The following is a 25542-nucleotide window of genomic DNA, read 5'->3' as shown; positions in this document are numbered from 1 at the left end:
GTTTTAATTTCCTAATTGTAATTGATTACGAACCAATTCAAAATAATTTCCTTTTTGTTGTACTAATGCCGAGTGTGATCCTATTTCGATAATTTTTCCTTTATCCAGAACCACAATCTGATCTGCGTTCATAACCGTACTTAAACGGTGTGCGATGACCACAACGGTTTTTTCTTTGAAGAAAATATCGAGTTTTCGCATAATTTCTTTTTCATTATTGGCATCTAATGCTGATGTTGCTTCATCAAAGAATAATATTTCGGGGTTTTTGTAAACCGCTCTTGCAATCAATAATCTTTGTTTTTGTCCGGTACTCATTCCGGTTCCTTCTGAGCCAATTTTTGTGTTATAACCCAGTGGTAAACTCGATATATATTCTTTTATATTGGCTACATCTGAAGCATATACCAAGCGTTCTTTATCGACTTTGTCAACACCAATGGCAATATTATTGGCTATTGTATCATTAAAAATAAAACCTTCCTGCATTACTGCGCCAATATTGGATCTCCAGGCTTTTTGCGAAATGTTTCTCAACTGTGAATTGCCAATATTGATTTCCCCTTTTTCGGGTTCGTAGAATTTAAGAAGCAATTTCATCAGAGTGGTTTTTCCGCTTCCGCTAACACCAACTATTGCCGTTACTTTATTGGCTGGTATTTTAAGGGTTAAATCATCCAAAACCGGAATATCAGATCCTAAATAACGATACGAAAGGTTTTTTATCTCAATATCCGAGTCATACGGAACTTCGTGGGTTTGATGTTCTTCCTGATCGGTTTCGTCTTCTTTTTCGTGAATTTCTGACAATCTCGCCAAAGAGATTTTTGCATCCTGAAGCTCTCTCACAAATTCTATAAGCTGGGTGATTGGTCCGTTTAAACTTCCAACAATTGAACTAATCGCCAACATCATACCCAGAGTTATCGATCCGTCAATTACTAATTTTGCAGATAAGAATATGATAAAAATATTCTTTAGTTCGTTGATTACAGAGGAACCAATGGTTTGGGTTTGTTCTAAAATCAATCCTTTTATCGAAACTCTAAAAAGTCTTGCCTGAACATATTCCCAACCCCAGCGTTTTTGTTTTTCGGCGTTGTGGAGTTTGATTTCCTGCATTCCGTTGATAAGTTCCATTACTTTGCTTTGTTCTTGCGAAACTTCGGCAAAACGTTTGTAATCCAGTACTTCTCGACGTTTTAAAAACAAAGTAATCCATCCGAAGTAAAAGATACTTCCGACAAAAAATACAAAGAAAATCTGCAGGTTAAAATACGCCAAAACGCCTCCCATAACAAACATATTGATCACAGAAAACAAAACGCTTATAGACGAAGTGGTCAGAATTTTTTCGATTCTTCGGTGATCGTTAATACGCTGCATGATATCTCCTGTCATTCTCACATCAAAGAACGAAATAGGAAGATTCATTAATTTTATAAAGAAATCTGAAATCAGCGAAATGTTGATTCTGGTCGAAAGATGCAACAATATCCAGCTTCTGATAAGTTCTAAACCAATTCTTCCGGCAAAAAGAAACAATTGTGCAAAAAGTATCAAATAAATAAAATGGATATTCTGATTCTGAATCCCAATATCTACAATACTTTGTGTTAAAAACGGGAATATTAGCTGCAGCAAACTACTGGCAAATAATCCAATACTTAACTGTATAAGAAATGATTTGTATCTCAGAACATATTGAGACAGCAATTTAAAGCCTAATCCTTTGTGTTCTTCTTTATCAAATTCTGATTGATAAAATTTTGGTGTTGCTTCGATTAATAATGCGATTCCTTCTTCAGTAGTTTCATCAGCATTGTTTCCAATCCAGAATTTTAGAAAATCTTCTTTATTGTATTCGATTAAACCGAATGCCGGATCTGAAATATAATAAGTGTCTTTTTTTATTTTATAAAGTACCACATAATGATTCTGATTCCAATGCAAGATGCACGGAAGCGGAGCTTCATCTAATCTGTCGGCACTCATTTTTACACCAAGAGTTCTAAACCCAATTTTCTCAGCAGCGTCACTTAAAAAAAGCAAATTACTTCCCTCACGAGTCGTTTCGCTAATATCTCTTAACTCCTGAATATTGATTGTTTTACCGTAATGTTTTGCGATTATTTTTAAACATGTAGGGCCGCAATCTTTGAAATCAGCTTGTATGTAATTGGTAAATTTTTTCAATTTGTAATAGTTTATTCAGGGCAATTTAAGATTATTTTTCTTTATATATATCTAAAAAAAAAACAGAAAGGAAATAATTTTCCTTTCTGTTAGGTATTTAAAAACGTTATTATCAGTAATCCAATTTCTTTAGGACATGGCACTGGTTAACCCTAACCAAATAAAATCAACTCAGTGACCAATTTCCCTAAGAATCCCAACACCAATCATCAATGTGGGGAATTTGCTCAATGTTCCACGATCGAGCGCCTACAAATTAAAAAAAACATGACTAAATTCTAAAAAAGGCTATATCGCAATTACTTCTAAAAAAGTTAAAAATTAACAACAAAGACGAATCGAGTCGCAAATACCCGGCAACGTATCCATAGGACAAGTGCCTCCAACAGGTATTAAAACACATCCCGCTTCAATCGCATAAATCCAACATTCAGGAATTCCTCCCTGCATTGTTTTCTGCTCATTTTTTGTGATTCTCTGAGCGTTTTCAAGATTTAAAATTTTCTTTAACATTCTATATTTATTTATATTTCTAACTCAATTTAACAAGCATCTCCCACAATTGAGCACTTATTATTCCCTAGATAAACAGGTCTGTAATAAGGATTATAATTCAAACAAACCGTTTCGCTTGCGCTCCATGTAACGTATCCACAAATTGGCTCGACCGGATAAGCACCACCATTAATACTCTTTTTCTCGAAAATGCTTAATTCCTGAGCTCCTTCTAAGTTTAAAATGTTTTTTAACATAATTAGTAGATTTAATAGTTTGGGTTATCCTTCATTTATTCAAAACAACAACTTATTTTTATTCTTTCATTCTTGTGAAATGCAGAGAAGCTTTTAAACTTCTCCACACGATTTTCTTTTTACAAGCATTTATAATATCCTCTATTAATATCCCAACACATTCCAACTTCAGGGTCGGTTCCGCCTGCAGTATTTTTTTGTTCTTCTTTTGATAATTTTTTAGTACCTTCTGCTTTTAAAAATTTTTCTAACATGGTTTGTGTTTTTTGTTTTTTAATAATAGACCTTCAATCATTTTAAGACACTTGAAGATTATGTCTGTTTTTTTATGCTGTTTTTTCGAAAATTTCTACTTCTTCAACAAAATCATTCAAAAAGTATTTCAATTCGCTTAATTCATATTCGCTTGGAAACAATTTGTCATTTACAATTGTAACTGGTGTGTAATTAAAATTATTCTTAGAACACCATTCATATTGTTTGTTTATTTCCTGTGTTATCATCATACTAATAGAATCAACATGCCATTTTTTCATCCATTTCTTCAGGCTCATTTTTTTAATATGCCAGTCCGAAATCGCTTCAACCGTTTTTCCCGGTGTTGATCTGTTTATTGATAAAAGTCTTTCGACAATAACTTTATATTGATTATCCGCATTTTCCGGATTAATATTAAAAAGAACATTCAAAAATATTTTATCAGGATATCTTAAAACCAAATCAAATGCTTCCTGAAACGCTTTGTGACAATGTCCGCAACTTGGACTTATTATTATCGAAAGCTTTACCACAGCGTTTCTGTTTCCAAAATTTAATCCTCTTAAATCTTCAAACCCTTTAGTATTTGGTACTTTCTTAGCTAAGAAGTTCAACAAAGAATAATTTCTTTTAAACTTTTTTAATTCTTTTAGCGAATTTTCATTGCTTAAGATGCTTTTTACCATTGATTTAACAACGTACCAAATTGGAATCAGAAGTATCAATGAAAAAAAGAATGGAAAAATATTTTCTAAACTAAAACTCAACGTAAACAAATCTGATGAAAACCAAACCACGCTTTGCGCAAAGATCAAAAATGAAACTATCAGACACATTACACACCATTTTTGAATTTCAAACTTTTGAATCCAAATAGAGGAAACTATAACAGGAATCGCCAATAAGCTCAAGAAACCTATGAAAATTGCTGAATTTAGAGGCTGAATCAAAATTGATATATAACTTGCACTAAAAAATAACAATGGCAAATCTGAAAAATTAATCCATTTATTTTGAATTCCTATGCTGCTATTTATAACTGAATCACAAGAAGAGTTAGAACTTAGATTACAAATTTTTGAAATTAAACTGTTTTTAAACCCTAATTTCTCTTGAACGATTAAAACACTTACAATCAATCCTAAAATTGATATTCCTAAAAAAATAAGACTAAACCAATTATATGTATTATAAAAAAATGATAAACCTGTTAAAAGCAAAAGAGGTAAAAAATATTTTAATCCATTGTATTCTATTTTTAAATTTTCTCTTGCTACTACATTATTAGGTTCTATAGCTACAATTACTCCATTCCAGTCTAAAAGGAATTTTTCGTAAGCCATTTTATAGTTTCTTTTTTTCTGACTATTAATACGTACAAAATTTTTAGCCTTTTCTACCAATATAAGTTCTTCCTTAAAATATGCTAAAAAATTTGAAGGCAAATCAACGATCTGCTCTTTTGAAACTCTTACCGCAGCATTCTCTATAGATAGTAAATCAAAAGAATCTGTTATAGCAAATAGACTTGGATAATTAGGATGAGAAAGAAACAGATCCTTAAACTCATTTTTAATTTCCGAGTATCTATTTATTTGGAGAAATTTTTGGACAAGTTTTAACATCTTTTTCGGGTGTTTAAAATCATAATTACAGTACAAATATTGCTGTTTTTATTCGAAAAATAATCATAAAAACAGACATTTTATCAATTATACTACATACAATTTATAAATTATATAAGTCACAATGATCTATTTAAAATACTGCAAATCAAATAATTACATTGATTAAAATTTTACTAAAACCCGGAAAACGCCATTCTCGATTAAGGGTTTTGCTTTTTGTCTAGTTTTGACAATGTAATAACCTTAACACATAAAAACATGGCAAATAGAGCATTAAAATTAGAAGATTTTGGAGCACAAAAATTATCTAAAAATCAACAAAAAATCGTTCGTGGAGGAGATGGTAATCCAGTTACTAATCCAATTCCACCAGCGCAAGAAGGAGACCCTGCAAAAAATGGCGGAGTTGGTCAAGGATAGTCTTTTCCTTATCTTAATACAAAAAAACTTTATTCATTAGAAAGTTAAATATTATTCGCAAATTGAGCCGGAGATACTCCGGTTCTTTTGCGAAATGATTTTGCAAAAGAACCTGCGTTTTTAAATCCTACACTTTCTGCAGTAGCCTGTGTAGATTTTTTTCTATAAGTTTCACTGGTGATCATCTTATTAATTGCATAATTAATTTTTAGTTCATTGGTATATTCTCCAAATGATTTTCCAAATCGTTTATTGACTACATAAGATAAGTAAGTTGTATTTGTTTTGATTGTTTTGGCAACATAAGCCAATGTGAAACCGGTATTCAAGTATTCTAAATTGCTTTCAAGCTCTAAAAGCTTTTCGACGATTTCATTTTCTTTAGTCACATCAATGCATAAACTCGCATTTTCAGTTTTTATCGATTCAAGCAATTTTACTTTAGCAAAACTACCATTTTCCTTTTCTATATCTGCTTTAAGTTCCTGTATTAAGGCACTCATCTTTTTATTAGCTTTATTTTTATCTCTATTGCTTTTGACTAAGAGCGTAACAATTCCGATAATTAAAAATATATAAAAACTTTTCAGGCTTTTATTTAAAAAAAGATCTTCCTTATAATTTCGTTCAACCGCAATCATTTCCTTTGTCTGACTGTCGATGCCTTGTAATTCATTTACTTCTGATCTTTCTTTCTTTAATTTTGCCTCATATTTTTTTTTACTATCTAAATAAATTTTGGAATGTGCATAAGCCAATTCCGGTTTTTTAAGAATTGTATAAATTTTTGATTGATAGTAATTAGATTTTAGGTAATCTAACTCATTCGAATTACTTAAAATCGCAAGCGAATCGGTATTTTTATAAAAAAACAATGCTTTATCATACTTTTTTTGTGTGTAATTGACATCTCCTAAATTAAAGTTAGCAATACACAGTAACTCTTTTTGATCATTCTCTTCGCAAAGAAGTACAACTTGATAATAGGCTTTTTCGGCTTCTTTTAGATTACCTTTCCAATTGTAGACATTTCCTAAGTTTAATTTTGCAGTGATTTTATTAAAAAGATAATTCTCTGAATAATCAACCGTCTTCTTATAATAATACTCTGCCGAATCTAACAAGAATCTTTTACTCTTATTTGCTGTAAAGTAATCTTCATAAGAACCTCCTAAACTAAGATTGATGTTACTTTTTTTATTCAGAAAACTTTCTTTATCGAATAAATCTTTATTTTCATGAAGAAAATTATCAAGGTCTTTTGCATTCTTAATCGCTAATAGATAGTTTCCTACTACTTCATTAGCCAAAACAATATTAGCCTTAAAGTTAACCAGTTGGTTAATATCTCCTATTTTTTCTGAAAGTTTAATTCCCTGTTGAAATTTTTCAATTGCAGCTCTAAAATTTCTTCTGTCAAACTCCGCTAATCCGCCATAATTATACACATAGGATTGCAATTGTATCTTATCTTTCGAATCAGGTACTTTGTCCAGATAATAAAGTGCTTTTTTATATTTTTCTTTTGATAATTCTGTTTTTCCTTTATTCTGCCATAAAACTGATAATGCTGCATTTGCAAAAGCCAAATGTTTGTTGTTATTTGATTTTGCCATTTGATTCGCATATACAAGAGAACTATCTGTATTTGCATTAAAGTTTTGCCTGATTTTATGTCTCAAAATTGCATATTCTTCTTCAGTCATCGATTTTGTATGCTGAGCAAAAGTAGCACTGAGAATAAAAAAGAATAAAAAACTAACAATCAGTCTCATGAGTTTGTTTTTGGAATTTCAAAAATAACTTATTCCTTTATTTCTAAACTAAATATTACTTGCAAACTGAGCTGGAGAAACCCCGGTTCTTTTTCGGAATGATTTTGCAAAAGAAACTGCATTCTTGAAACCTACACTTTCTGCAATAGCCTGAGTAGAGTATTTACGATACATATGATTAGTAATCATCTCGTTGATTACATAATTAATTTTAAGTTCATTTGAATATTCTCCAAATGATTTACCAAAACGTTTGTTAACAACATAAGATAAATAGGTTGTATTTGTTTTGATTTTTTTGGCTACATAAGGCAATGTAAAATCAGCATTTAAGTATTCTAACTTGCTTTCCAGCGCCAGTAATTTCTCTACTATTTTATTTTCTTTAGCCTCATCAATACTTAGATTGACATTTTCTTTCTTGAGATGAACTTCTTCAGGCTCAAGTACGAGTTCTTCTACTACTTCTACCTCTTTTTGTTCAAATTCAGGATTATTTCTCTTCTCTATATTGGCTTTAAACTCTTCGATTAAAGCATTCATTTTTTTATGAGCTTTATTTTTATCTCTGATATTTTTTATTAATAAAAACACAATTACAACAAAAACAAGTACATAAAAAACTTTTAGTCCTCTATTTAAGAAAACATCATTTTTATATTTCTTCTCAATAGTAACCATTTCATCCGTTAGATTACCAACTCCTTGTTTGTAGTTTACCTCTAATGCTTCGTCGTTTAATTTTGTTTCGAATTCCTCATAATTATCCAGATAGATTTTAGAATGTTTATAAGCTAATTCAGGTCGCTTGAGTATATTGTAAATTTTTGCCTGATAGTAATTAGACTTTAAATAATCTAATTGATTTATGTTTGTTATAGCGGCAATTGAATCACATTTTTTAAAAAACACAAGTGCTTTATCATATTTTTTTGTTGAAAAATAAATGTCTCCCAAATTATAATTAGCAAAACACAATAAGTCTTGTCTGTCATTTTGTTGAGATAAAAACACAACATCGTAATACGCTTTTTCAGCATTTTTATAATCATTTTTCCAATTATAAACATTACCTAAGCTTAGCTTTGAGGTGATTTTGGTGTAGGGATTATTTTTAGAATATGTAATCGCTTTTTTATAAAAATATTCTGCTGAATCAAGCAAAAATCTTTTTTTTTGATTTTTTACAAAATAACTTTCGTAAGAACTACCTAGATTGACACTGATATTGCTTTTTCTATTTAAAAAATCTTCTTTGGTAAATAGACTTTCATTTTTATCAATAAATATATCTAGTTGTCTCATGTTTTTAATGGCCAATTGATAGTTCCCAACTGCCTCATTAATTACGGAAGTATTCATTTTGAATTTGATAATTTGCATTATATCGCCTATTTGCACAGAAAGTTTCATTCCTTTCTGATATTGCTCAATGGCTTCACTAAAATTACCTCTTTTCCATTCTGCCAATCCTCCAAAATTTAGAATATAGGATTCTAATTGCGTTTTATCTCTTGATGAAGGAATTTTACTCAAATAACCAATCGCCAACTTATATTTTTCCTGAGATTCTTTTGTTTTTCCCTTTAATTGTAAAGAAAAAGCTAATGATCCGTTTGCAAATGCTTTATGTCTAAAATCATTAGATTTAGCCATTTGGTTAGCATATACAACAGCACTATCGACATTTGCATTAAAATTAAGTCGGATTTTATCTTGCAATATCAAATACTCTTTTTCCGTTATAGCATTTTTTTGTGAAAATGCTGCATTTAGAACAAAAAAGAGTAAAAAAGAGATGATCAGCCTCATTTATTTTGTTTTTGGAAACTCAAAAATAGCTTATAAATTATCAATAAACTATAATTAATTTGTCTTATTACTAATTTTCTTCTTTTTGTTTTAAAAAATATAACAATTTAAGTCTGTTTTGTTATATTTATATTGCGTAAATTTGTTTTTGCTAAACTATCAAAAAATGAAGCCAGATTTATTTCAAGCCCCAGATTATTACAACCTTGACGATCTATTGACAGACGAACATAAATTGGTTCGTGAATCAGCTCGTGCATGGGTCAAGAGAGAAGTTTCTCCTATTATTGAAGAGTATGCTCAAAAGGCAGAATTTCCAAAACAAATTATAAAAGGACTTGGCGAAATTGGCGGTTTCGGCCCTTATATTCCTGTTGAATATGGTGGCGCTGGCTTAGATCAAATTTCTTATGGTTTAATAATGCAGGAAATTGAACGCGGTGATTCCGGAGTAAGATCTACTTCATCTGTTCAGTCTTCATTGGTAATGTATCCTATTTGGAAATACGGAAACGAAGAACAAAGAATGAAATATTTACCAAAACTGGCAACAGGAGAATTCATGGGTTGTTTTGGTTTAACCGAACCTGATCATGGTTCTGATCCCGGAAGTATGATTACCAATTTTAAAGATATGGGAGATCATTATCTTTTAAATGGTGCCAAAATGTGGATTTCGAACGCTCCTTTTGCAGATATTGCTGTAGTTTGGGCAAAAGATGAAACAGGCAGAATTCACGGATTAATTGTAGAACGCGGAATGCAAGGTTTTACAACGCCAGAAACACATAATAAATGGTCGCTTCGTGCATCATCTACAGGAGAATTGATCTTTGATAATGTAAAAGTTCCTAAAGAAAATCTATTACCAAATAAATCAGGATTGGGCGCACCACTTGGCTGTTTAGATTCGGCCAGATACGGAATCGCCTGGGGAGCAATTGGAGCTGCAATGGATTGTTATGATACTGCTTTGCGTTATGCAAAAGAGAGAATTCAGTTTGGAAAACCAATTGGCGGAACTCAATTACAGCAGAAAAAACTGGCAGAAATGATTACCGAAATTACAAAGGCACAATTATTAACCTGGCGTTTGGGTGTTTTGAGAAATGAAGGAAAAGCTACAACTGCTCAAATCTCAATGGCAAAACGAAACAATGTCGACATGGCAATTCATATCGCACGTGAAGCCAGACAAATGTTAGGAGGAATGGGAATTACAGGCGAATATTCGATTATGCGCCATATGATGAATCTAGAAAGTGTGATCACTTATGAAGGAACTCACGACATACATTTGCTAATTACAGGAATGGATGTAACTGGAATTCCAGCATTTAAATAATAAACAACTATTAAAAAATATATAAAAACTATACAAAAAGCTTCTTCTAACCGAGAAGCTTTTTATCTTTGCAAAAAATTACGAAAATGAATATTGAGACTATCAACAATAGCATTCAACCTCAAAAAGATCAACTTTTACAACATTCTTTATACAATAAAATTCAAAGTATTGACGATTTACATAGTTTCCTTGAAACACACGTTTTTGCAGTTTGGGATTTTATGTCATTATTAAAAGCTTTACAAGCCAAACTTACTTGCACAACAACACCTTGGTTTGCTACAAAAAATCCTGAAACAAGATATTTAATCAACGAGATTGTTCTTGCCGAAGAAACAGATTTAAGTATTGACGGAAGAAGACAAAGTCATTATGAAATGTATCTTGAAGCAATGCAGGATTGTGGTGCAGATACAACCGGAATTAACACCTTTTTGTCTGAAGTAAATTCATTGCACAATATTTTTGTTGCCATAAAACAAAGTTCATTACATCCAAATACAAAAGCATTTTTAGATTTTACTTTTAGAGTTATCGAAGAAGGAAAACCACACGAAATAGCAGCAGCATTTACTTTTGGAAGAGAAGATTTGATTCCGAGTATGTTTACTGCAATCTTGAAGAACTTTCAAAAAAATCTTCCGGAAACTGACTTAAGTAAACTTCTATATTATTTTGAAAGACATATAGAATTAGATGCCGACGAACACGGACCAATGGCAATGCAAATGATCACTGATTTATGTGAAGATGATGCTCAAAAATGGAAAGAAGTTGAAGAAATCTCAATTCTTGCATTAGAAAAACGAATCGGACTTTGGAATGCCATTGAAGAAGAAATTCTGATGAAAACAGAAATGGTATAAAAACCAAAGCAAGTTATTTAACGTAACTATTTGTTTAAAATGACCCGAAACTTAATTTACCCAAATTATGAAACCACATTTCAAACAAATAGTTACTATCATACTCTCTATATTTCTCCTAAGTTGTAGTACAGACGAAAGTCCTTCAGAAACCACAACGACGCCTCCTCCTGCAACAGGAACTCTAAGTACTACTATTCCTTCCAATATAAATTATCTTGCCTTAGGCGACAGTTATACAATAGGTCAAAGTGTTTGCGAAACTTGTCGATATCCTGAACAGCTAAAAGCAAGTTTAAAAGCAATTTACCCACAATCCAGTTTTTCATTAAAAGTAATTGCCCAAACTGGCTGGACAACTACTAATTTAATTTCGGCAATAAACGCACAAAATCCAGATTCTAATTATGATTTGGTTACGCTTTTAATTGGTGTTAACAATCAATATCAAGGCAGAGATTTTTCTATTTATGAAAAGGAATTTCCCGAATTAGTCAACAAAGCAATCGCTCTTGCTAAGGGCGATAAAAAAAATGTTCTGGTTCTTTCGATTCCTGATTATGCCTATACTCCCTTTGGTACAAACCAAATGCAAGGCCAAGGCACCCGAATTTCAAATGAAATCAAACAATACAATACTTTTGCCGAGAATTATTGCACGACCAATTCAGTCGCTTTTCTTTCCATAACTGATATAACTCAAAAAGGTCTGGACAACCCGGCTTTAGTTGCTACAGATGGCTTACATCCTTCGGCGGCAGCTTATACTTTATTTGTCGACCGCATTTTACCAAAAGTAAAAATGATTCTGCAGGATTAAGACTTTTTTGATTTCCTAAACCCATTCACACAAAAACAGACTTTTTACTTTAAAAACACTTTTCCTTATCTTTACTAATAGTAAACTACATAGGAAATGAAAATTGTAGATTTTATTCCAACAGAACAATTAAAACCATTCATAAAAACTTATCGAATAATCGAAAGTCAGGATGAATTAATCAATCGGGTTTTGCCGGGAACATCGCTTACAATTGCTTTTCGATGTAAAGGCGATGTCAATTATATTAAAGGAAATAGTCGGGACAACTTACCTCTTACAGCGATTTCTGGCATGCGAAAATCGGCGCGTTTAATCAATTATTCAAAAGACACTACTACAGTTATTGTTCATTTTAAAGAAGTTGGAGACAAAGCCTTTTTTAAAGAACCTCTTCACGAATTATTTGAAGAAAGCGTTTCATTAGATAATTTCTTTCCACAGCAAAAAACAGCAATTATAGAAGAACTTTTGACCGAAGCTAAAACCAACAATCAAAGAATTGCTGTAATCGAACAATTTCTTTTGTCAAGATTACACGATTACAAACCAGATCAATTAATCTCAAATGCAATCGCAATAATCCAATCTAAAAAAGGCATTATTAAGATAAAAGAACTTGCAGATATGCTTTATATCAGTCAGGATGCTTTCGAAAAAAGATTCCGAAAAACAATAGGTTCATCACCCAAACAGTTTTCTTATGTCGTAAGAATAAAAGCAATTATCGATCAGAAACGAAACAATCAAAACCTCATCGAACTTGCATTTGATGCCGGATATTTTGACCAATCTCACTTCAATAAAGACTTCAAATTGTTTACAGGACAAACTCCGTCTGAATTTTTTAAATTTCCTTCTTTCTGGTAAATCAATGATTTTTTACAATTAATTGGTTTCTGTAATCTTGAATTTTACAACAACAAAAATCAAGAATTATGAAAACACATCTTTTAATCGGAATTGTTTTTTTGACATTGTTTAGTTATGAAACAAATGCTCAATCAACAACAATTACTTCAAAAATCGAAACCAAAAAATCAGAAAACATGAAACAAATCTTTATCGATAAATTTATCGTTCCGGCACAATCAAAACAAGAATTTCTGGAAAGAGTAGCCATCAACAGAAACTTCATCAGGAACTTAAACGGATTCATAAAAGACGAAGCTTACGAACGCATCGATGAACAAGGAAATTTTATTTTTATGACGATTGCCGTTTGGGAAAATGAAACTGTTTTAAAAAAAGCAAAAGAAGCTGTTCAGTCCGAATACAAAAAAGAAGGCTTTGATATTACCGAAATGTTTGCCAGATTAAAAATCACGATAGACAGAAACATCTATAAAGAATCGGAAAAACTATAATCGAAAAAATATCCTTAAATTTGTCAAAAGCTGATTCTTCACGATTCAAACTTCAAAAAGATTAAAAGCGATGACATTAACATCTGAAGAATTAATAGTAATTATTGATCCCCAAAAAGACTTTACAGATATTGATGGAAATTATGCAAAAAACCATCCTATTCATCAAATCAAAGAAGTCAAGACACAATTGAATCGATTAACGAAACAATTCGCCAAAGATAAGTTTGTAATTATTTTTCGAATTATCAGGAAAATCAATTCGGAGAAGGAATTTCGATGTGTATCGAAGGCACAAAAGGTCATGAAATTGACATAGATTTTGATGATTCTTTCAAATTAATTTCGAAAACAAAACACAGTAGTTTTTCATCAGAAGAATTTAAAATTTACTTGAAAAAAAATGCTATTCGTAAACTTATATTATGTGGTTTTCTGGCAGAATATTGTATAAAACAAACCGCAATTGATGCACTTGAAAACGGTTATGAAGTAGCACTTTTGCAAGAATACATCGCGACGGGAGACGACGTTGAATTTAGAAAACAAGAAATGTTATCTGATCTGGAAAAGAAAGGCGCCACAATTATTACGGACAAGTTCGGTTTTTAATAATCAACAACTAAACGATGCAAGTTTTACCTTCAAAAGAGCTATCTCCCTATATCAAACATTATCTTTTTTTGGATAATCAGGAAACTGCTATCCAAAAACTTCGATTGTTTTCTGATGGTAATACTGGCGTTGTATTTTCTTTTAAAAGTAAACTTATCGCTGATATTACGAATTATGAAGTAAAAAATTATCTGCCAAATTCTTTTTTATACGGACAACTTAATGGCTTCAAAGACATTTATTCTAACGATGAAATCACTTTAATAATTGTTGTTTTTCAGCCTAACGGAATTCATCAATTGTTAGGGATTCCTGCCAATGAATTTCTGGATTCTATTATTTCTATTGATGATGTTTTTGGAGAAAACGGATTGATTCTTCAGGAAAAGCTATCGGAACAAAGTAATAATCAGACAAGAATTGGATTTCTAAATCATTTTTTCAGCAATCTGATCTCTAAAAAATCAGAATCAAACCAATTGATCGTAAACAGTTCACTCGATTTTATAATTTCAAACAAAGGACATTTTTCTGTAGCGCAATTGGTTAAATATACCGGTTATACCGAAAGACATCTTGAACGAAAATTTAAAGAATCGATTGGGTTAAACCCGAAGAAATTTGGCAACGTTGTAAGGTTGCATCATTTTTTAAAATTATTGAAAGACAAACCTGCAGATACAAATCTGACAACTATTTGTTATGATGCAGGATTTTCGGATCAATCGCATTTAATAAAAGATTTCAGAAAACATACCGGAATATCTCCAAAAGAATACTTGCATTGCAGCGGAAAATTAACCAATAATCTTATTCGAACCTTTCCGATTGGTTCCCTTTAAAATGTCGGTTTTGTACAATTTATAGAATTTCATCGATACTACTTTTGACTCAAAATAATAGTATCAAAAATGGAAAATCTAAAAATAGCTACCGCACAGTTTGAAAACAAAAGTGGCGACAAAAACTATAATTTATCTGTAATCGAAAAGCTTTCACAAAAAGCAGCCAATGAAGGTTGCGACGTGATTTCGTTTCATGAATGTTCTATTACGGGATATACATTTGCAAGACATTTATCGAAAGAACAAATGCTGGACTTGGCAGAAATTATTCCGAGTGGAGAAAGCATTTTAAAACTAACCGAAATTGCCCAAAAAAATGATATTATAATTCTTGCGGGACTTTTTGAAAAGGATGAAAATGACAATCTTTTTAAAGCTTACGTTTGTGTTGACAAAAATGGTTTGGTCGCAAAATACAGAAAACTTCATCCGTTTATAAATCCATATTTAACGCCTGGAGATCGTTATTGCATCTTTGAAATTAAAGGCTGGAAATGCGGAATTCTAATTTGTTACGACAACAATATTATCGAAAATGTTCGCGCAACAAAACTTCTGGGAGCCGATATTATTTTTATGCCGCATGTAACAATGTGCACACCTTCGACCCGACCTGGAGCAGGTTTTGTTGCACCTCAACTTTGGGAAAACCGTAAAGCTGATCCAACTTCTTTAAGACTGGAATTTGACGGCATGAAAGGTCGCGATTGGTTAATGAAATGGTTGCCTGCAAGAGCTTATGATAATGCTATTTATGCTGTTTTCTCAAACCCAATTGGTATGGATGACGATCAACTCAAAAATGGTTGTTCGATGATTATTGATCCTTTTGGAGATATTCTCGCAGAATGTAGAACTTTTGATGACTCTTTTGCAACAGCAATAATTAGTCCTGAAAAATACATTCAAGCCGGAGGAAATCGCTACATAAAAGCTAGAAGACCAGATTTATATCGCGATATTATTGGACAAAATCACGAATCGGAACAAAAGGTCGTTTGGTTAAATTCTGATGAAAAAAGTTAAAACTAATATAATTCATCCAACTTTGAGAATCTGAAAATTTATCTTTACAGGATTGATTAATCTACAGAATACACCCCAATAATGGAATTTTTTAAAACTACAAATGAAGATATCGATGCTGTTTTTGATATCTATAATGAAGCTACATCATACCAAAAAACAGTCAATAATAAAAGTTGGAGAGGTTTTGAAAGATCTCTAATCGAAAACGAAATTACTGAAAATCGTCATTTTGTAATCAAAGAAGGAAATGAAGTTGCTTGTACATTTGTGTTAACTTTTAATGATTTAATTATCTGGAAAGAAGCTGCAAAAGATCCTGCGGTTTATCTTCATCGTATTGCGACAAATCCAAAATTTAGAGGACAATCGTATGTAAAAAAAATTATTGAATGGGTAAAAACATATGCAAAAGAAAACAACAAACAGTACATTCGACTTGACACACATAGCGGCAACGAGAGAATAAATAAATACTACACAAGTTGCGGTTTCGAATACAAAGGAATCAGCACAATCGAATGGACAAGCGAATTACCGGAACATTATAAAGAAGGTTCTTTTAGTTTGTTTGAGATTAAGCTTTAAGAAAATTCTAAAAAGCAAACCCCTTATGAATGAATTTCATAAGGGGTTTGCTTTGAACTAAAAATATGGTTTATATGCCTTCCAGTTTCTTTACTTGTTCCTGAGCATTTTTATTTTTTGGATTCAGCTGAAATGCTTTTTTATAATTTTTTATAGCATCTTTTTTATTTCCCAAACTAGCCAAAGTTTCTGCATAACTGTCATATGTATTTCCGCTTTGTGGGTAAAGATCTACGTTTAATTTAAAAATCTTCAACGCGTCTGTTTGTTTGTTTTCGCTCAATAATTTATATCCAAAATCATTTAATTCATTTTCGCCTAAATTAAATTTAGAATCAGATTTTTTTAGATTTTCTGCAACTTTCAAAGCATTGTTATATTCTTGCTTCATTAATTCTTTTCTTAATTTTTTTAATGAAGGAGATAATCCAAATCCGTTTGATTCTTTCATATAAGGAATATAATAACCCGCAATTTCATCTATAAACCATTCCGGATTTGCTCCCTGAAGATTCGTTAAAACAACTATCGATAAATCATCATTTGGATAAACAAAAAAGGCAGATCTCATACCTCCAATTGGTCCTGCTGCAGGATGTTCTGCTCTCGCTGCTACTGGCCAACCCAAAGCATATCCGTTTACCAATTTATTAAAACCTCCAACACGTCCGTTGTTTAAAATTGCTGGCTGCCAAAGCAAATCCAAGCTTGATTTTTGCTTTAATAATGAACCATTTTGCAATGCAATAATCCATTTTGCAATTTCATCAGAAGTCGAAATTATTCCTGTCGCTGTTCTAAAGAATTCTGGAAATTTCATAAAACAATTTCTAACGTCATTTGTCGTAATCCAATCTCCATTTACATTATCCTGCGTAGTATAAGCTCCAGCTGAATTTGGAATAACATCAGAAGAATCTCCAAAACGAGTTAGCTTCATTCCTGCTACTTTGAACTGACGATCTTCTATGAATTTAGTAAAATGCATTCCGCTCACTTTATTAATAATTCTGCCAATAATAACATAACCCGTTTGATTATAACGAAAATGATCTCCCGTATTAAATTCCATAGGCAATGTTTTAACTTTTTCCCAAGAAGCAGCTTCAGTATTTCCTAATAAATTTTCATATTCATCAATAATATTAGGAAGTCCGGAAATGTTAGAGAACAATTGTTTAATTGTCAAACCTTGCCACGCAACAGGCAAATACTCTAAATATTTTGAAATAGGATCATTAATATTAAGTTTTCCTTCTTCCTGAAGCTGCATTACTGCAACGCCTACAAATGCTTTTGTACAGGAATTAATCGAGAACATGCTTTCGTCTGTTGCGCTTACCGAATTTTCGATGTTAGCAATTCCGTAGCTGCTGCGTTTTATTATTTTTCCATGTTGAACAACGGCAAGTTGAAGCGCCGGAATATGAAGTTTTTGCATTTTATCTTTCAAAAAAAGATCTATACTATCTGAAAGTTTTTGATTTTGCGCATTAGTTGTAAGACTAATTAAAAAGAGGATTATTAGTGATTTAGAAATAAAATTTCTCATGATTTTGATTGACGTTTTTTGATTGATGATTGTTTGCTGAATCTTTTTACTTCTTGGCCATTTTGTAAATCAGACAATTCAGGCGTTTTAAATCAAGACGATGATAAACTAAAAATGATACATTGTTTTGAAAATAATTTCAGACGCAAAATCAAATAAAATCATGAAATACCAGTAAAAACGCCTTCTAATAACCTGTTTTTATTCTATATAATTTTTAATAAAATCGCTAACCTTAATTTTAAAAAATAAGAAAAAACTTAAATTTTACAAATATAAATTTTGAGCATTAACGCTATTTATAAATTATAAATTGACTTATTAAGTTTAAAAGGAAGCCATTAAATTCAGTTAGGTTATATTTGGGTAAATGCGCTAGAAATCATGAGCAAAAAAAAGAGCATTCTGCCTGAAAGTACAATTTTTCCAGAACGAACTAAAGTAAATCATAATGATGAATTACTGCTCGTTAATAAAAGACTTGCGCGACAAATAGAGGAACGAAAAAAACGTGCTTCAGAGCTCGTTATTGCCAATGCCGAACTGGCTTATCAAAACGAAGAAAAGGAAAAACGTGCTGCCGAACTTGTTATTGCAAATACTGAACTTGCTTATCAAAACGAAGAAAAAGAAAAACGTGCCGCCGAACTTGTCATAGCAAATACTGAACTCGCTTATCAAAACAATGAAAAACAAAAACGAGCAGATGAATTAAGTATTGCTAATTCTGAGCTTCTTTTTCAAAATAAAGAGAAAGAAAAACGTGCTGCTGAATTAGTTATTGCAAACACAGAACTTGCTTATCAAAATCAGGAAAAAGAAGATCGTGCTGCCGAACTTGTTATTGCAAATACTGAACTTGCTTATCAGAATAAAGAGAAAGAAAAACGCGCCGCTGAACTTCTGATTGCAAATACAGAACTTACTTTTCAGAACAATGAAAAAGAAGACCGTGCCGCTGAACTTGTCATTGCAAATACTGAACTTGCTTATCAAAACAAAGAGAAGCAAAAACGGGCAGATGAATTAAGTGTTGCCAATTCTGAGCTTCTTTTTCAAAATAAAGAGAAAGAAAAACGTGCTTCCGAATTAGTTATTGCAAACACAGAACTTGCTTATCAAAATCAGGAAAAAGAAGATCGTGCTGCCGAACTTGTTATTGCAAATACTGAACTTGCTTATCAAAACAAAGAGAAACAAAAACGGGCAGATGAATTAAGTATTGCCAATTCTGAGCTTCTTTTTCAAAATAAAGAGAAAGAAAAACGTGCTTCCGAATTAATTCTTGCCAATAATGAATTGGAAGCTTTTACGTATATATCCAGTCATCATCTTCAGGAACCTTTACGGAAAATACAGGTTTTTTCGAACCGAATTTCGACAGATGAAAATCAAAATTTAACTGAGAAAGGAAAGTATTATTTTGAACGAATCGAAGTTGCCGCTTCTCACATGCAAGCGCTTATAAATGATTTATTGAATTATTCCCGTACAAGTGTAACCGAAAAGAAATTTGAAAACACTAATCTTAATGATGTTATCAATAAAGTTCTGGAAGATTTAAAAGAAGAAATAGTATTAAAAAAAGCAATTATAGAATTATCCGGAAACTGTAAGGCTTTTATAATTCCGTTTCAGTTTGAACAACTTATAAGCAATTTAATTAGTAATTCTCTTAAGTTTTCAAAAAGCGAAGTAACGCCGCATATTAAAATCGAAAGTTATTATACCAAACCTAATACTAAAAATATTCCGTTGGTTAATGATTATTGCCATATTACAATTACCGATAATGGTATTGGATTTGATTCGCAATTTGAAAATCGCGTATTCGAAATGTTTCAGCAACTTCATAGCAAAACAGAATATAAAGGAACCGGAATTGGTTTAACAATTGTAAAAAAAATTGTAGAAAACCACAAAGGAATTATTACCGCAACAGGCAAACTAGATCACGGAGCTAAATTTGACATTTATATTCCGGTGGTATTATAAAAAAAGCCTTTTGTAAAATTTACAAAAGGCTTTTTGCAGAGAGGAAGGGATTCGAACCCTCGATACAGTTACCCATATACTAGCTTTCCAGGCTAGCTCCTTAAACCACTCGGACACCTCTCTAAATTGGTTTGCAAATAACACAAAAAAAAATGAGTTAGAAAAACAAAATCGGACATTACTTTACATACTTTTCTTAAATTCTTCCATAAATAGTTTTACTGCCTTTTTTTGATACGCTCCTTCAATCGTTAACATGAATGAATCTCTTTGTGTAGGAACTCCCGTAATGGCAATTGCTTTTAGATTATCCCAGTCTTTTAGAGCCTTTTCTGCTACAATTGTTGCCCAATCGCTGTCTTGTACCATTTGCAATAAAGCATGAATCGAGTTTAATTCAATCGAAATTTTAGGTTTCATTTTATTTTTGGTAAACAACTCTTCTACAAATTCTCTCGAATTCGAACCTTTACCGGGAAGAACCAGCGGTATTCCTTCTATTTTCTTAAAAGCAATTTTGTCTAAAGCCGCCAAAGAGTGTGTTTTTGAAACCGCCATAACCATATTTGAAGTAAACAAAGGTACTTTTTGAAGCGGAAGCCCTATTTCATGCGATGAAATAACCAAAACCAAATCCAGTTCATTGTGAAGTAATTTCTGTTCTAATGCTTCTGTTGTACCATATTCGACGACAATTTTTAGCTTTTGATATCTTTTTGCAAATGCATTAATCACGGGAAGAATCAGTAATCCAAAAATATAAGTCACGCCTATTCGCAATTCTCCGCCAATCATTTCATTCAAATCGTCAATTGCCTGTTTCCCATTTTGTACATTTTCGATCACCTTTTTAGCATGAATTAAAAAAACAGAACCCGCTTCGGTAAGTTGGACTTTCTTGCCAATCCTTATAAACAAAGGCATTCCAAGTTCTTCTTCCAGTTTTTTTATTTGTTGTGATAATCCTGATTGTGTTACAAAACACAATTCGGCAGCTTTTGTAAAATGAAGAACTTCAGCTGTTTTAATAAAATATTCTAATTGATAAATCTCCATATCGATAAGTTTTAATACTCATTATCAGTAAAATTATTAATTTTTCTAATGAAATCATAATCCCGAACTTTGTAAAAAATATCAGGCATCATGTTTAAAGCGCTAAAATCAAAAAACTTCAAGTTATTCTTTTATGGACAATCCGTTTCTGTAATTGGAACATGGCTTCAAAAAACGGCTGTAAGTTGGATGGTTTACAGCGTGACAGGTTCTGTTTTCTTACTTGGTCTTACGACTTTTTTAAGTATGATTCCGTCTTTATTTCTTGCGCCGTTAGCCGGAAGTATTATTGGACGTTATGACAGACATAAAGCCATGATTTTATTGCAATCTTTAGCTATGTTTCAGGCTGGAGCTTTGGCTTTATTGATTTACTTAAAAATTTACAATATCAATTTTATTTTGGCTTTAAGCCTTTTTCAGGGAATTATAAACTCCTTTGATATGACTTGTCGTCAAACTATGATGATCGATATTGTGGACAACAAAGAAGATTTGCCAAACGCGGTTGCCTTAAACTCTACTTTGAACAATTTTGCCCGAATTGCTGGTCCTGCTTTAGCCGGAATTATTCTGCACAATTATGGTGAGGACATTTGTTTTATTGGAAACTTCTTAAGTTATATTCCGGTTTTGATTTCTTTATTGATGATGAAAATTACTCCGCATATCAAAGCGACTGATAAAATGAAAATGTTAGACGATTTTCTTGAAGGTTTGGATTATGTGAAAAAAGAAACCGAAATGGCGAAAATGCTTTTAATGTTAATGTGCAGTAGTTTATTTGTGATTTCTTTCAATACTTTAATGCCTGTTTTTGCCAAAGATATTTTTAGCGGAAACGCTCAGACTTTTAGTTGGTTCGAAAGTGCCGCCGGAATTGGTTCAATTGTATCGGCTATTTATCTGGCAAATCTTAAAAAAGCGGATAATATGGGCAAAATAATGATCTCTGCGAGTTTATTATTAGGTTTTAGCATCATTATACTTGCTTACTCAAATAGTTTGACTGTTGCGCTTATTTGTATGGCTTTGAGCGGCGTGGGAATGATGGCACAAACCTCATCTATAAACATTTACGTTCAAACGCAAAGTACGGTAAATATGCGTTCCAGAAGTATTAGCTATTATTTAATGGCGTATCAGGGAATGATTCCTGTGGGAAGTTTAATAATTGGGTATGTTTCACACATTATTGGAACAAGAAATACAGTTGCGATTCAGGGAATAATCTGTATAGTTTCTGTAATTGTTTATGTGTATTATAAAAACCGTAGTTCTGAAGAAGAATTGGGAACTTGTCCCGTTCGTTATAAAAACTGATTTTTTTCACCATATAAATGATATAAGTTCATTTTAGTATTAGTTGTACTAAAATTATGAGCTTATTCAATTACTGGAAATCTTTGTCAAAGTTTTAAACTTTGACAAAGGTTGTTGCGCATAATAAACCCGACAGGTTTTAAAAACCTGTCGGGTTTCTTTATGTTTGCTTTGTCGAGTTATATGTGTGATTTCTCGTTCCTCGAAATGACAAAACTAGATCGAAAACTTTACTAAAATGAACTTACATAACTTATATGGTGAAAAATTTTACAGCGAAATCTCTCCGCGTAAAGCAGTTTCAAAAACGTCTTTAAATTCTTTTTGAGGAATATTATGTCCTAACAAATACATTAATTTTGTAATTGCAGCTTCTGTAGTAATGTCTTTTCCTGAGATAACTCCAAGAGATTTTAAAGCTGTACTGGTTTCGTATTGTCCCATATTGACACTTCCGCCAGAACATTGTGTAACGTTGACGATATGTAAACCTGACTGAATCGCTTTTTGAATTAAATTCAAAAACCAATCTTCGGTTGGTGCATTTCCGGAACCGTAAGTTTCTAATACAATTCCTTTTAAATCTTTAATGGCTAAAATTGACGATAAAACAATTTCGCTCATTCCCGGAAACATTTTTATAATAGCAACATGATTGTCCAAGTTTTTATGAACGATCAATTTAGCATCTGTTTTTACAGGAAGAAATAAATGTCTGTTTAGTTTAAGATGAACTCCGGATTCTACTAATTCAGGATAATTTGGTGCAGTAAAAGCTTTAAAATGTTCTGCATTTACTTTTGAAGTTCGGTTTCCACGGTATAATTTATATTCAAAATACAAACAAACTTCGTTGATTACCGGTTTTCCGTTTTCTTGTAATGAAGCGATTTGAATTGCTGTAATCAGATTTTCTTTTGCATCGGTACGCAAATCACCAATTGGCAATTGAGAACCTGTAAATACAACTGGTTTTGACAAATTCTCCAGCATAAAACTCAATGCAGATGCTGAATACGACATTGTATCTGAACCATGAAGTACTACAAATCCATCATAAGCGATGTAATTCTCTTCTATAATTTCAGCAATTTTCGTCCACATTGCAGGATTCATGTTGGATGAATCTATTGGGTTTTCGAAAGAAACTGATTCAATCTCACAATCTAATTGTTTGATTTCAGGAATTTTTTGTAATAGTTTACCAAAATTGAACGCTTTGAGTGCGCCAGTTTCAAAATCTTTACTCATACCAATGGTTCCACCGGTATAGATCAGCAATATTTTAGCTTTAGATGACATCTTGGTATTTTAATTTGTTCACAACAGGATTTGCATACATTGACAGAAATCCTTGTCTTGTAACCGGATTATCACAACCTATACGCATTTCAAGACGACGCTCAAACAACGATTTCTCATTTTCTTTGTATAAATGAGCAAATCTATCTGTTTCGTTCAAGATATCGTAAGCAATAAAATTAGTTGGCCATAACTGATAATTCTTCAAAATCGAATCGTCAATAACTTGTGCCAAAGCCTGAATTTGTTTGTTAGAATTGTCATTTTCGGCAACAATCTGATCAATTTCAGTATCCAGAACATCTCCAACAGAAATGTGTATTCTTTTCTTAGTTCCCATGACACCACTTATAATGGTCATGAAATCTTCGTTTTTATCTTTTATGTAGACTTCGTTTTTTGCTTCGGCCATTAATTGTGGCATTTTCAAAACATCTGTAGGATCGTATTCGTATGAAATCGAAACGGGAACGATCTTTAATTTCTTGAAATAATCCATCAAATTGGCTTCATCAGAACCCATTCCAATCATTTTTAAAACGCCTGGATTGGTTTCGTCATTTCCGTCTTTTGTACGTCCTTCTCTTTGTGCAATCCAAACCGAACGATTTTCGCGAAGCAATAATTGTCCCATATATTCGGCCAATAATTTAGAACTTTGCAACATTTCTCGTGGCGTTAAACCTCTTAGAACCAAAAAGTTTCTGTTTAGTTTTGCCAAAGTGCTCAGGAATGCTTTTTTAACCAAATTGTCGCCAATTGCAGATGCTGTCATGACTAATCCATGCTCAAAAAGGCAAACATTTAATAAGGTTGTATCTAGTAAAATATCTCTGTGATTAGAGATAAATAAGTAAGAAGTATTTGGTTCCAGTTTTTCAAATCCTGAAGTTGTAAGCCCTTCAGAACTTTTCTCTAAAACCTTTTGTATTGTATTATAAATAAAGTTGCATTGAAAATCACGAATCGAATGTGTTTTCTTAAGTTGCTCTTTCCAAACCTCATCTTGTACTTCCGGAAAAGTAAAGTTCATCATGGTTTTCATCATCGGATGATTAACAACATCATGAAGTGCTTCATTTATTTCAGAATCATAAAACGGTCGAATGGCATCAAATCTCTGCATTATTTATATTGGTTTTAAGTGGGCAAAAGAACAAAAAAAAAATTAAACTATTGTAAGGTACGTATTAAATCCCAAAAACGTCCTTAGAATTTTGTGTTGTCTTTTCTGCTATTTCTTCTTCAGAAACGTCATATATATCTGCTAATTTGCTAATAACATTTACCAAATAACTGCTCTCGTTACGTTTACCACGATACGGAATTGGCGCTAAATAAGGTGAATCTGTCTCTAAAACGATATGTTTCAAATCGATTTGATTTAAAAACTGATCGATTTTTCCGTTTTTAAACGTCACAACTCCACCAATTCCCAACTTCATATTGTAAGAAATCGCCTGAAGCGCTTGTTCATGTGTTCCCGAAAAACAATGGAAAATCCCAAATAAATCATCTGATTTCTCTTCTTCCAGAACTTCAAAAATCTCATCAAAAGCTTCACGACAATGAATCACAATTGGTAATTTGTATTGTTTTGCTAACTGAATTTGTCTCTTAAAAGCGATTTGTTGTTCTTTTAAATGCGTTTTATCCCAGTACAAATCAATTCCGATTTCGCCAACGGCATAAAACTTTCTTTTTGCCAGTTCGGTTTCTACATGTTTCAGCTCTTCTTCGTAATTATCTTTCACGTAAGTGGGATGCAAACCCATCATTAAGAACACATAATCAGGATAATTTTGCTCTAAATCATACATAGATTGTGTTGCAGCGGCATCGATTGCAGGAATAAAAAAACGTGTTACTCCGGCGTTTATAGCTCTTTGCATCATTTCGTCACGATCCTGATCAAATTCTTCTGAATATAAATGTGTGTGCGTGTCGGTAATTATAGGTGTTGAATTCAATTGTTGTAATTTTTTAAAAGTTCAAAAT

24 protein-coding genes and 1 tRNA gene are annotated in these 25542 nt (G+C 32.1%); 12 read left to right on the top strand and 13 right to left on the bottom strand.

The annotated features are described in order from the left end of the window. Positions 1-3: 3 nt before the first annotated feature. The 5 genes from WN975_RS20865 to WN975_RS20845 all read right to left on the bottom strand — a co-directional run bounded on the left by WN975_RS20865 (position 4) and on the right by WN975_RS20845 (position 4831). Positions 4-2196 carry a peptidase domain-containing ABC transporter gene (locus tag WN975_RS20865; RefSeq protein ID WP_337968169.1) on the bottom strand — a complete coding sequence of 731 codons (2193 nt, stop codon included), beginning with the start codon at positions 2194-2196 and terminating at the stop codon, positions 4-6. A 321-nt stretch (positions 2197-2517) separates the two neighbouring features. Beyond that, complete coding sequence (locus WN975_RS20860; protein ID WP_099710382.1) at positions 2518-2709, bottom strand: hypothetical protein; 192 nt, start codon at positions 2707-2709, stop codon at positions 2518-2520. A gap of 29 nt (positions 2710-2738) precedes the next feature. Beyond that, entirely contained in the window at positions 2739-2948 is a 210-nt protein-coding gene (locus WN975_RS20855; protein ID WP_099710381.1) for a hypothetical protein, read from the bottom strand. Between the two features lie 119 nt (positions 2949-3067). Then, positions 3068-3202, bottom strand: a complete 135-nt coding sequence (locus tag WN975_RS20850; RefSeq protein WP_337968168.1) for a hypothetical protein — start codon at positions 3200-3202, stop codon at positions 3068-3070. 72 nt (positions 3203-3274) lie between these two features. Then, positions 3275-4831 (bottom strand): vitamin K epoxide reductase family protein, encoded by a 1557-nt coding sequence (locus tag WN975_RS20845; protein WP_337968167.1) that lies wholly within the window; start codon positions 4829-4831, stop codon positions 3275-3277. A gap of 261 nt (positions 4832-5092) precedes the next feature. Here WN975_RS20845 and WN975_RS20840 point away from each other — a divergent pair, with 261 nt between their 5' ends. After that, positions 5093-5254 carry a hypothetical protein gene (locus WN975_RS20840; protein WP_337968166.1) on the top strand — a complete coding sequence of 54 codons (162 nt, stop codon included), beginning with the start codon at positions 5093-5095 and terminating at the stop codon, positions 5252-5254. Positions 5255-5298: 44 nt separating this feature from the next. On the opposite strand, the gene WN975_RS20835 is transcribed toward WN975_RS20840, so the two are convergent. Then, a complete protein-coding gene (locus tag WN975_RS20835) occupies positions 5299-7029 on the bottom strand; it encodes an AraC family transcriptional regulator (protein ID WP_337968165.1) in 1731 nt (576 codons plus the stop codon). Between the two features lie 48 nt (positions 7030-7077). Beyond that, on the bottom strand, positions 7078-8841 hold the full coding sequence (locus tag WN975_RS20830) for an AraC family transcriptional regulator (RefSeq protein ID WP_337968164.1): 1764 nt from the start codon (positions 8839-8841) through the stop codon (positions 7078-7080). Between the two features lie 166 nt (positions 8842-9007). Between WN975_RS20830 and WN975_RS20825 the strand changes: the two genes are divergently transcribed. The 9 genes from WN975_RS20825 to WN975_RS20785 all read left to right on the top strand — a co-directional run bounded on the left by WN975_RS20825 (position 9008) and on the right by WN975_RS20785 (position 16316). Beyond that, positions 9008-10186: an acyl-CoA dehydrogenase family protein gene (locus WN975_RS20825; RefSeq protein WP_337968163.1), complete on the top strand. Its 1179-nt coding sequence runs from the start codon at positions 9008-9010 to the stop codon at positions 10184-10186. Between the two features lie 86 nt (positions 10187-10272). Then, a complete protein-coding gene (locus tag WN975_RS20820; RefSeq protein WP_337968162.1) occupies positions 10273-11055 on the top strand; it encodes a DUF3050 domain-containing protein in 783 nt (260 codons plus the stop codon). A gap of 67 nt (positions 11056-11122) precedes the next feature. Next, positions 11123-11875, top strand: coding sequence for an SGNH/GDSL hydrolase family protein (locus tag WN975_RS20815; RefSeq protein WP_337968161.1), 753 nt, complete (start codon positions 11123-11125; stop codon positions 11873-11875). A 96-nt stretch (positions 11876-11971) separates the two neighbouring features. Beyond that, a complete protein-coding gene (locus tag WN975_RS20810; RefSeq protein WP_337968160.1) occupies positions 11972-12745 on the top strand; it encodes a helix-turn-helix transcriptional regulator in 774 nt (257 codons plus the stop codon). 68 nt (positions 12746-12813) lie between these two features. Next, a complete protein-coding gene (locus WN975_RS20805) occupies positions 12814-13242 on the top strand; it encodes a hypothetical protein (RefSeq protein WP_337968159.1) in 429 nt (142 codons plus the stop codon). A 279-nt stretch (positions 13243-13521) separates the two neighbouring features. After that, on the top strand, positions 13522-13854 hold the full coding sequence (locus WN975_RS20800) for an isochorismatase family cysteine hydrolase (RefSeq protein ID WP_337968158.1): 333 nt from the start codon (positions 13522-13524) through the stop codon (positions 13852-13854). Between the two features lie 17 nt (positions 13855-13871). Further along, entirely contained in the window at positions 13872-14699 is an 828-nt protein-coding gene (locus WN975_RS20795) for a helix-turn-helix domain-containing protein (protein ID WP_337968157.1), read from the top strand. A 69-nt stretch (positions 14700-14768) separates the two neighbouring features. After that, entirely contained in the window at positions 14769-15728 is a 960-nt protein-coding gene (locus WN975_RS20790) for a nitrilase family protein (RefSeq protein ID WP_337968156.1), read from the top strand. An 81-nt stretch (positions 15729-15809) separates the two neighbouring features. Further along, entirely contained in the window at positions 15810-16316 is a 507-nt protein-coding gene (locus WN975_RS20785) for a GNAT family N-acetyltransferase (protein ID WP_337968155.1), read from the top strand. A 70-nt stretch (positions 16317-16386) separates the two neighbouring features. Here the strand turns inward: WN975_RS20785 and WN975_RS20780 are convergent, their stop codons facing one another. Then, positions 16387-17868, bottom strand: a complete 1482-nt coding sequence (locus tag WN975_RS20780) for a serine hydrolase (RefSeq protein ID WP_337968154.1) — start codon at positions 17866-17868, stop codon at positions 16387-16389. Between the two features lie 384 nt (positions 17869-18252). Here WN975_RS20780 and WN975_RS20775 point away from each other — a divergent pair, with 384 nt between their 5' ends. Further along, complete coding sequence (locus WN975_RS20775; RefSeq protein WP_337968153.1) at positions 18253-19863, top strand: ATP-binding protein; 1611 nt, start codon at positions 18253-18255, stop codon at positions 19861-19863. Positions 19864-19899: 36 nt separating this feature from the next. On the opposite strand, the gene WN975_RS20770 is transcribed toward WN975_RS20775, so the two are convergent. Both WN975_RS20770 and WN975_RS20765 read right to left on the bottom strand, forming a co-directional pair. Continuing rightward, positions 19900-19986: transfer RNA gene (locus WN975_RS20770), tRNA-Ser, on the bottom strand. A 60-nt stretch (positions 19987-20046) separates the two neighbouring features. After that, entirely contained in the window at positions 20047-20919 is an 873-nt protein-coding gene (locus tag WN975_RS20765; protein ID WP_337968152.1) for a LysR substrate-binding domain-containing protein, read from the bottom strand. Between the two features lie 90 nt (positions 20920-21009). On the opposite strand from WN975_RS20765, the gene WN975_RS20760 reads away from it, so the two are divergent. Then, entirely contained in the window at positions 21010-22242 is a 1233-nt protein-coding gene (locus tag WN975_RS20760) for an MFS transporter (protein WP_337968151.1), read from the top strand. A gap of 270 nt (positions 22243-22512) precedes the next feature. Here WN975_RS20760 and WN975_RS20755 read toward each other — a convergent pair whose 3' ends face one another. The 3 genes from WN975_RS20755 to WN975_RS20745 form a co-directional block, all read right to left on the bottom strand. Further along, positions 22513-23544, bottom strand: coding sequence for an asparaginase (locus WN975_RS20755; RefSeq protein WP_337968150.1), 1032 nt, complete (start codon positions 23542-23544; stop codon positions 22513-22515). Further along, positions 23534-24670 carry a 1-acyl-sn-glycerol-3-phosphate acyltransferase gene (locus WN975_RS20750; RefSeq protein WP_337968149.1) on the bottom strand — a complete coding sequence of 379 codons (1137 nt, stop codon included), beginning with the start codon at positions 24668-24670 and terminating at the stop codon, positions 23534-23536. The genes WN975_RS20755 and WN975_RS20750 overlap by 11 nt, the downstream gene beginning before the upstream one ends. A gap of 64 nt (positions 24671-24734) precedes the next feature. Continuing rightward, positions 24735-25514 carry a TatD family hydrolase gene (locus WN975_RS20745; RefSeq protein ID WP_337968148.1) on the bottom strand — a complete coding sequence of 260 codons (780 nt, stop codon included), beginning with the start codon at positions 25512-25514 and terminating at the stop codon, positions 24735-24737. Positions 25515-25542 lie beyond the last annotated feature (28 nt).

The organism is uncultured Flavobacterium sp., from assembly GCF_951805225.1.
Taxonomy (GTDB): domain Bacteria; phylum Bacteroidota; class Bacteroidia; order Flavobacteriales; family Flavobacteriaceae; genus Flavobacterium.
The sequence above is the reverse complement of the archived record's forward strand: the minus strand, read 5'-3'. Positions and strand labels throughout refer to the sequence as shown.